This window comes from Actinotalea ferrariae CF5-4, from assembly GCF_000603945.1.
In the GTDB taxonomy this organism is placed as follows: Bacteria; Actinomycetota; Actinomycetes; order Actinomycetales; family Cellulomonadaceae; genus Actinotalea; species Actinotalea ferrariae.
This window is the reverse complement of the sequence record NZ_AXCW01000045.1, coordinates 19,122-27,245: the sequence shown is the minus strand read 5'-3', so window position 1 is coordinate 27,245 and position 8,124 is coordinate 19,122. Positions and strand designations below refer to the sequence as shown.

The window sequence follows — 8,124 nt, the reverse complement described above, 5'->3', positions numbered from 1 at the left end:
CGGCCGCCGCACGGTGAGCGGGCAGGATCCCGTCCCGGCCGACCCGGCCGGGCGGTGGCCGGTCGCGGGCGGCGTGGTCGTCGTCGTGCCGACCTACGACGAGGCGACCACGCTGCCGACGACGCTCGCCCGCCTCCGGGCCGCGGTGCCCGAGGCGCACGTGCTCGTCGTCGACGACGGCAGCCCGGACGGGACGGGGCGGATCGCCGACGCCCTCGCCGCCGACGACCCGGCGGTCGACGTGCTGCACCGGGCCGGCAAGCAGGGTCTGGGCTCCGCGTACGTGGCGGGCTTCGGCTGGGCGCTCGAGCGCGGCGCGCGCGTGGTCGTCGAGATGGACGCCGACGGGTCGCACCAGCCGGAGGAGCTGCCCACCCTGCTGGCCGCCCTGGACGGTCCCCAGGACCCGGCCCTCGTGATCGGCTCCCGGTGGGTGCCCGGGGGGCGGGTCGTCCACTGGCCGCGCCACCGGGAGCTGCTCTCGCGGGCCGGCAACACCTACACGAGGCTGGCGCTCGGGATGCCCGTGCACGACGCGACGGCCGGCTTCCGGGCGTTCCGCGCCGACGTCCTGGCCGGGCTGCCGCTGGCCGACGTCGCATCGCAGGGCTACTGCTTCCAGGTGGACATGGCCTGGCGGGTGGTCCGCACGGGCGGCACGGTGCTCGAGGTGCCGATCACGTTCGTCGAGCGCTCGGAGGGGCGCAGCAAGATGAGCCGGGCGATCGTCCGGGAGGCCCTCGTCCGCGTCACGCTCTGGGGCCTGGAGCGGCAGGCGCGGGCGGCCGCGACGACCGTGCGACGGCTCGGGCGGTCCAGCCCGACCTGACGGTGGCCCGCCGGAGCCGTGCGGTGACCCGGCGACATGACGACGGCCGCCACCGGGAGGTGACGGCCGTGACGTCAGGCGTCGGTGACGGCCCGTGAGGGCCTCGCGGTCAGGCGGAGCGACGCAGCTTGCCCGCGCGCAGCAGCTCGAGGCGCTCTGCCAGCAGGTCCTCCAGCTCGCCGACGGTGCGGCGCTCGAGGAGCATGTCCCAGTGGGTGCGCTGGGGCTTGCCCGCCTTCGGCTCCGGCTTGCTGGCGTCCCGCAGGAGGGCCTCCTCGCCGCACCGGCACTCCCAGACCACGGGCACGTCGGCCTCGGTCGAGAAGGGGAGCACGATCTGGTGACCGTTCGGGCAGTCGTAGAATGCCTGCAGTCGCGGCGCGAACTCGACGCCGTCCTCCGACTCCATGCTGTTGGCGCCGATGCGCATTCCCCGCAGGGATCGGTCAGCCATGTGAGGCCTCCGTTCTGGCGGCTGGGACGGCGGCCCGAGGTGCAGGTCGACCGTGCGTGGATGTCCAACTGGCCCAACGCCGCGTCATGGCGATCTGTTCCGGCCCGCGGTGAAGGTCTCGTGAACGCTCACAGCGGGGCAGCAGACGTCGTGCGCGTCGTCCGCCGGGGCTCGTGCCCCGGACCGGCCGACGGGGCCGTACCGAGACCACCGTCCCGTGACCAGCGGCCGACCGCAACCGCTCACGCCCGCGGGGACGCCGCGACTCTGGGCGTCCTCTCAGCCGGCAGCAGAGACCGGGCGGGGCGACCGGCGGACGGGCGGCGACCGGCGGACGGGCGGCCGACGGGCGGCACGGTCACGGACGCCGGGGGAGCACCACCCCGTCGGTGAACATCACCCCGTCGGCGAACCGGGCCTCCACGCTGCCGCCGCCGAACTGCTCGGCGTGCAGCCGGGCGTACAGGCCGCCCCGGGCCACGAGCTCGTCGTGCGTGCCGTGCTCGACGACGCGCCCCTCGTCGACCACGAGGATGACGTCGGCGTGCCGGATCGTCGAGAGCCGGTGCGCGATCGCGATGGTCGTCCGCCCGGCCATGACGGTGGTGAGCGCCTGCTGCACCAGCCGCTCCGAGGCGGTGTCGAGGGCCGACGTCGCCTCGTCGAGCACGAGGACCCGGGGGTCCTTGAGCAGCACCCGTGCGATCGCGAGGCGCTGCTTCTCCCCGCCCGAGAGCCGGTAGCCGCGCTCGCCCACGGTGGTCGCGTACCCGTCGGGGAAGGCCATGACCCGGTCGTGGATGTTCGCGGCGCGGGCGGCGCGCTCGAGGGCGTCGTCGTCGGCGTCCGGGCGGGCGTAGCGGAGGTTGTCCGCGATGCTGGCGTGGAAGAGGTACGGGTCCTGCGTGACCACGCCGATGGCGTCGGCGAGCGAGCCGAGCGTGAGGTCCCGGACGTCCCTGCCGTCCACCCGCACGGCACCGCGGTCCACGTCGTACAGCCGGGGGACCAGGTGCGTCAGCGTCGTCTTGCCGGCGCCCGAGGGCCCCACGAGCGCGGCCACCTGGCCGGGCTCGATGCGGAACGAGACGCCGCGGACGACCCACGGCTGCCGCGCGGGCGCGACGTCCGGGATCGCGGTCGGCTCGGCGCGCGACGGCGGCGCCGGGGCGGGACGGCCACCGAAGGAGCCGGGGGCGGCACCGTAGGCCATCAGGGCCCCGTGGGCCCCCGTCCCGCCGCCTCCCGCACCCCGGCCCCCGCCCCGGGCCGGGACCGGGTCCGGCGTGGTGAGCCGCGGGGGAGCGGGGTAGGCGAACCAGACGTCCTCGAGCTCCACGGCACCGCGCACGCTGCCGGGGTCCAGCACCGCCGCGTCGGGCCGGTCCTGGATCGCGGGGACGAGGTCGAGGTACTCGAAGATGCGGCGGAACAGGGCGAGGGAGGTCTGCACGTCCAGGGCCACCCTCATCAGGGCGATGACCGGCATCAGCAGCCGCGCCTGGAGGGTCGAGAACGCCACGAGCGTGCCGGCGGACACGGGCGAGCCGCCCGTGATCATGAAGCCGGCCGCCAGGTACACCAGCGCCGGGGTGACGGCGAGGAACGCCGTGACGACGCCGAAGAAGCCCTGCCCCGCCATCGCGAGCCGGACCTGGAGGTCGACCTGGCGCTCGTTCTCCTCGCGGTAGCGGGCGACCTCGGCGTCGGAGCGGTTGAACACCTTGGCCAGGAGCACGCCGGAGACGCTCAATGCCTCCTCCGTGATGCTCGTCATGTCCGACAGCGACTCCTGCGCGCGCCGCGCGAGCACCTGCCGGCGGGCACCGACCCGGCGCTGCAGCACGACGAACACCGGGAGCAGCGCCACGGCCACCACGGTGAGCTGCCACGACAGGAGGAGCATCGCGACGAGGGAGGCGATGACCGTCACCGCGTTGGACAGGATGCTGGCGGCGGTGGTCGTGAGCACGGACCGGACGCCCCCGACGTCGTTCGCGAGCCGCGACTGGATCGACCCGGTCCGGGTGGCCGTGAAGAACGCCAGCTCCATGCGCTCGAGGTGCTCGAAGAGGCGTCCTCGCAGGTCGGCCATGGCGCGGTTGCCGATGGTGGTCGTCAGCCACGTCTGCAGGACGCCGACGGCGGCTCCCAGCAGTGGCGCCACCACCATGGCGCCCACCAGCACCCCGAGCAGGCGCAGGTCGACCGGCGACCCGTCCACCGGGAACAGCGCCCGGTCGAACACCGCCTGCGTGAGGAAGGGCACGGTGATGCCCAGCGCCGCCCCGACGACGATCGTGACGGCCACGAGCACGAGCCGGCCGCGGTGCGGGGCGAGCAGCGCGCCGATCCGGCGCAGGAGCGCGCCGTCGGTCGCGTCGGCGGGTGGGGCCAGGGGCGTGGCCGGAGGGGGCATCGGTGCTCCTGGGATCAAGGGGTGGGCCCGACCAGGGTGCCTCAGCGGGCCCGCCCGGCGGTGCGGCGTCCGCTGAGGGCGTGACGGGGCGCTGGGGCTCTCAGGGCGTCGGGTGCAGCGCGTCGTAACGCCGGAAGCCAGGCTGCAGGACGGCGAACAGCGCGACGGCGACGACGCACGCGACCCCGCCGAGGATCGCCGCCCGGGCCTCGTCCGTGAGCTCGGCGACGGTGCCCAGCACGACGTCGCCCAGCCGCGGACCGCCCGCCACGACGACGATGAAGATGCCCTGCAGCCGGCCCCGGAGCACGTCGGGCGTGGCGGCCTGGAGGATCGTCGAGCGGAAGATCGAGCTGATCGTGTCGGCGGCGCCGGCCAGCACCATGCACGCCGCAGCGGGCCACAGCGCGGCCGTGGCGCCGCCGTCGGGGCCGGGGGCGGGGGAGAGGGCGACGACCACGCCGAAGGCCGCCACCGCCAGCGCCCAGCCGAGCACGGCGACGACGACGGCGAGGCCCTGCCGCCGGACGCGGCCGAGCGGCCCGGACAGGATGCCGGCGAGGACGGAGCCGACCGCGATCCCGGCCGTGAGGACGCCGACGGTGCGCGCACCACCCCCGATGAGCACGACGCCGATGGCGGGGAAGAGGACGCGTGGCATCGCGAGCACCATCGCCGCCAGGTCGACGAGGAACGTCCCGCGCACCGTGGGCCGGTCGGTGAGGAATCGCAGGCCCTCCAGGACGGAGCGGAGACCCGCGCGTCGGACGTCGCCGTCGGGCGGCAGGGCGGGCAGCGCCCGCAGGCTCAGGAGCGCGAGCACGAGGAGGACGACCTCCACCCCGTACGCCCAGCCGTACCCGGCCCAGCCGACGAGCACGCCCGCCAGGAGCGGGCCGATCGTCATGGCCACGCCGAACGACAGGCTCGACAGGGCGTTCGCCGCCGGCAGCAGGTGCAGCCCGACGAGCCGGGGGACGACGGCGGATCGCGCGGGCGAGTTGATCGCGAAGAGGCCGTTCTGCACCGCCACGAGGGCGTAGAGCACCCGGACGTCCTGCAGGTCGGCGAACGCCTGCGCGGTCAGGGCGACCGCGACGACGGTCAGCCCGCCGGCCGTGAGGAGGATGACGGCGCGCCGGTCGTGCGCGTCGACGACGACGCCGCCGTACAGGCCGAGGAGCACCAGCGGGACGAGCCCGAACAGCCCGACCAGGCCGACGCTGGCGGTCGAACCCGTGATCTCGTAGACCTGGAGCCCGACGACGACCGTGGTCAGGGCGGTGCCGATGCCCGAGAGGGAGGTCCCGAACCACATGCGCCGGTACGGGACGCTCACCCGCAGGGGGGTGAGGTCCATGAGGAGCGCCGGCACGGGGACCATTGTGCGCTGCGCGTCGGGCCGGCCGAGCCCGCACGGTCCGTTCGGGAGCAGCACCCGAGGGCCCCGGCGCCCGGCGCCGAGGCCCTCGGTGAGCCCTCGCTCAGATCAGCTCCTCGGCCCCCCGTAGCAGCGGATGACGAAGCTGACGTCCTTGTCCATGGTGACGTCGACCCTGGACTCCTCGTAGGCCTGACCGGCCTTCAGGTACATCCAGTAGGCACCGTCGAGCTCGGCCAGCTTCATGCCGTCGCCGTACTCCATCTTCTCGCAGGTCACGTCGAGGCCTTCACCGGCCCAGTAGGCCTCCCAGTAGGCGGCCTTGTGGGTCTCCGGCTGGACCGCGGACTTGGCGGCCGCCGGCGCGGCGAGGCCCGTCAGGGCCAGGCCCGCCATCGCTCCGATCGCCAGTGACGTGGTGAGACGAGACATGGGATCCTCCCGAGGTTGACGTCGTTGTCGTGTCGGGCCCCGGCGGACGTGCGACGTGCAGGGTGCCGGAATGTCCGATATGTCCAGAGTAGGACGATCGGCCCAGACCGGCGACGCTGCTGCCGAGATTCACCCGACCGCACGACAAGAGCAGGGGAGACCCATGATCGAGGACGACACGGCCACCGGCTCGACCCCGCCGGTGCACCCGGCGGACAGCCATGACCTGATCAGGGTGCACGGGGCGCGGGAGAACAACCTCAAGGACGTCGCGGTGGAGATCCCCAAGCGGCGCCTCACGGTGTTCACGGGCGTCTCGGGCTCGGGGAAGAGCTCGCTGGTCTTCGACACGATCGCCGCGGAGTCGCAGCGGATGATCAACGAGACCTACAGCGCGTTCCTCCAGGGCTTCATGCCGTCGCTCGCACGGCCCGACGTGGACCTCCTCGACGGCCTCACCACGGCGATCGTCGTGGACCAGGAGCGCATGGGCGCGAACGCCCGGTCCACGGTCGGCACCGCGACGGACGTCAACGCGCTGCTGCGGATCCTGTTCAGCCGGCTCGGGACACCGCACGTCGGCGGGCCGCAGGCGTTCTCCTTCAACGTCGCGTCCGCCACGGGCGTCGGGCAGCTCAAGGTCGACAAGGGTGACGCGACCAAGGCCGAGAAGCGCGAGTTCTCCATCACGGGCGGCATGTGCCCACGCTGCGAGGGCATGGGCTCGGTGAGCGACATCGACCTGACGCAGCTGTACGACGGCACGCGGTCGATCCTCGAGGGCGCGATCACCGTGCCGGGGTACAGCGCCGACGGCTGGTACGGGCGGATCTTCGGCGCCGTCGTCCCGGCGGACGTGCCGATCGACCGGTTCACGGCCCGCCAGCGCCAGGAGTTCCTCCACGGCGAGCCCCGCAAGGTCAAGGTCGAGGGGGTCAACCTCACCTACGAGGGACTCGTCCCGCGGATCCAGAAGTCGTTCCTGTCCAAGGACGTGGACACCCTGCAGCCGCACGTCCGGGCGTTCGTGGAGCGCGCGGTGACGTTCACCACCTGCCCGGAGTGCGAGGGCACCCGCCTCACGGCCGCGGCACGGTCCGCCACGATCCACGGCGTGAGCATCGCCGACGCGTGCCGGATGCAGATCACCGACCTGGCCGCCTGGGTGCGCGACCTCGACGAGCCGTCGGTCGCGCCCCTCCTCGGGGCGCTGCGGCACCACCTGGACTCGTTCGTCGAGATCGGCCTGGGGTACCTGTCCCTGGAGCGCCCGTCCGGCACGCTCTCCGGCGGCGAGGCGCAGCGGACGAAGATGATCCGACACCTCGGCTCGGCGCTCACGGACGTCACGTACGTCTTCGACGAGCCGACGATCGGCCTGCACCCGCACGACATCCAGCGGATGAACGACCTGCTGCGACGCCTGCGCGACAAGGGCAACACCGTGCTCGTCGTCGAGCACAAGCCGGAGGTCATCGCCGTCGCGGACCACGTCGTCGACCTGGGTCCCGGGGCGGGCACCGCCGGGGGAGAGGTGGTCTACCAGGGCACCGTCGCCGGGCTGCGGAGCAGCGGCACGCTCACCGGTCGGCACCTGGACGACCGCGCTGCCCTGAAGCCCGCGGTACGGACGCCGTCGGGCCGCCTGGAGGTGCGCGGAGCGAGCACCAACAACCTGCGGGACGTCGACGTGGACATCCCGCTCGGGGTGCTCGTCGTGGTCACGGGGGTGGCCGGGTCCGGCAAGAGCTCGCTCGTCCACGGGTCGGTCTCCGGTCGGGACGGCGTCGTCACGGTCGACCAGGCGGCGATCCGCGGGTCGCGGCGCAGCAACCCCGCGACCTACACGGGTCTGCTGGAGCCGATCCGCAAGGCGTTCGCGAAGGCCAACGGCGTCAAGCCGGCGCTGTTCAGCGCCAACTCCGAGGGCGCCTGCCCGGTCTGCAACGGCGCGGGGGTGATCTACACCGACCTGGGGGTCATGGCCACGGTCGCGTCGACGTGCGAGGAGTGCGAGGGCCGCCGGTTCAGCGCCTCGGTGCTCGAGTACCACCTGGGCGGCCGCGACATCAGCGAGGTGCTGGCGATGCCGGTGACGGAGGCGGAGACGTTCTTCGCCGACGGCGACGCGCGCACCCCGGCCGCCCACGCGGTGCTCCGCCGGCTCGCCGACGTCGGCCTGGGCTACCTCACGCTCGGTCAGCCGCTCACGACGTTGTCCGGGGGCGAGCGCCAGCGGCTCAAGCTGGCCACTCACATGGCCGCGCAGGGCGGCGTCTACGTCCTGGACGAGCCGACGACGGGTCTGCACCTCGCTAACGTCGAGCAGCTGCTCGGGCTGCTGGACCGGCTCGTCGACGGCGGGACGAGCGTCGTCGTCATCGAGCACCACCAGGCGGTCATGGCGCACGCGGACTGGATCATCGACCTGGGACCCGGCGCCGGGCACGACGGCGGGCGCGTCGTCTTCGAGGGCACGCCCGCGGACCTGGTGGCCGCGAGGTCGACGCTGACGGGGGAGCACCTCGCCACCTACGTCGCGCGCTGACCGGCGAGCGGAACCGACTGTCGAACCGGCGTTCGACCGGGGTGGCGGCGGCGGTGCTCCG

The 8,124-nt window shown here is 73.8% G+C and carries 6 protein-coding genes; 2 read left to right on the top strand and 4 right to left on the bottom strand.

Going from position 1 to position 8,124, the window contains the following annotated elements:
* The first annotated feature begins 73 nt into the window (after positions 1-73).
* The gene (locus N866_RS06345; RefSeq protein ID WP_034224262.1) at positions 74-829 is read left to right on the top strand and encodes a polyprenol monophosphomannose synthase; all 756 of its coding nucleotides are present in this window, start codon (positions 74-76) and stop codon (positions 827-829) included.
* Between the two features lie 109 nt (positions 830-938).
* Here the strand turns inward: N866_RS06345 and N866_RS06340 are convergent, their stop codons facing one another.
* From N866_RS06340 to N866_RS06325, 4 genes are all read right to left on the bottom strand, one after another.
* Entirely contained in the window at positions 939-1,283 is a 345-nt protein-coding gene (locus tag N866_RS06340) for an RNA polymerase-binding protein RbpA (RefSeq protein ID WP_034224234.1), read from the bottom strand.
* A gap of 358 nt (positions 1,284-1,641) precedes the next feature.
* A complete protein-coding gene (locus tag N866_RS06335) occupies positions 1,642-3,702 on the bottom strand; it encodes an ABC transporter ATP-binding protein (protein WP_052022479.1) in 2,061 nt (686 codons plus the stop codon).
* A gap of 100 nt (positions 3,703-3,802) precedes the next feature.
* Positions 3,803-5,077 carry an MFS transporter gene (locus tag N866_RS06330; RefSeq protein WP_155855230.1) on the bottom strand — a complete coding sequence of 425 codons (1,275 nt, stop codon included), beginning with the start codon at positions 5,075-5,077 and terminating at the stop codon, positions 3,803-3,805.
* 114 nt (positions 5,078-5,191) lie between these two features.
* Complete coding sequence (locus N866_RS06325) at positions 5,192-5,515, bottom strand: hypothetical protein (RefSeq protein ID WP_155855229.1); 324 nt, start codon at positions 5,513-5,515, stop codon at positions 5,192-5,194.
* 163 nt (positions 5,516-5,678) lie between these two features.
* On the opposite strand from N866_RS06325, the gene N866_RS06320 reads away from it, so the two are divergent.
* Complete coding sequence (locus N866_RS06320) at positions 5,679-8,063, top strand: ATP-binding cassette domain-containing protein (RefSeq protein ID WP_052022478.1); 2,385 nt, start codon at positions 5,679-5,681, stop codon at positions 8,061-8,063.
* Positions 8,064-8,124 lie beyond the last annotated feature (61 nt).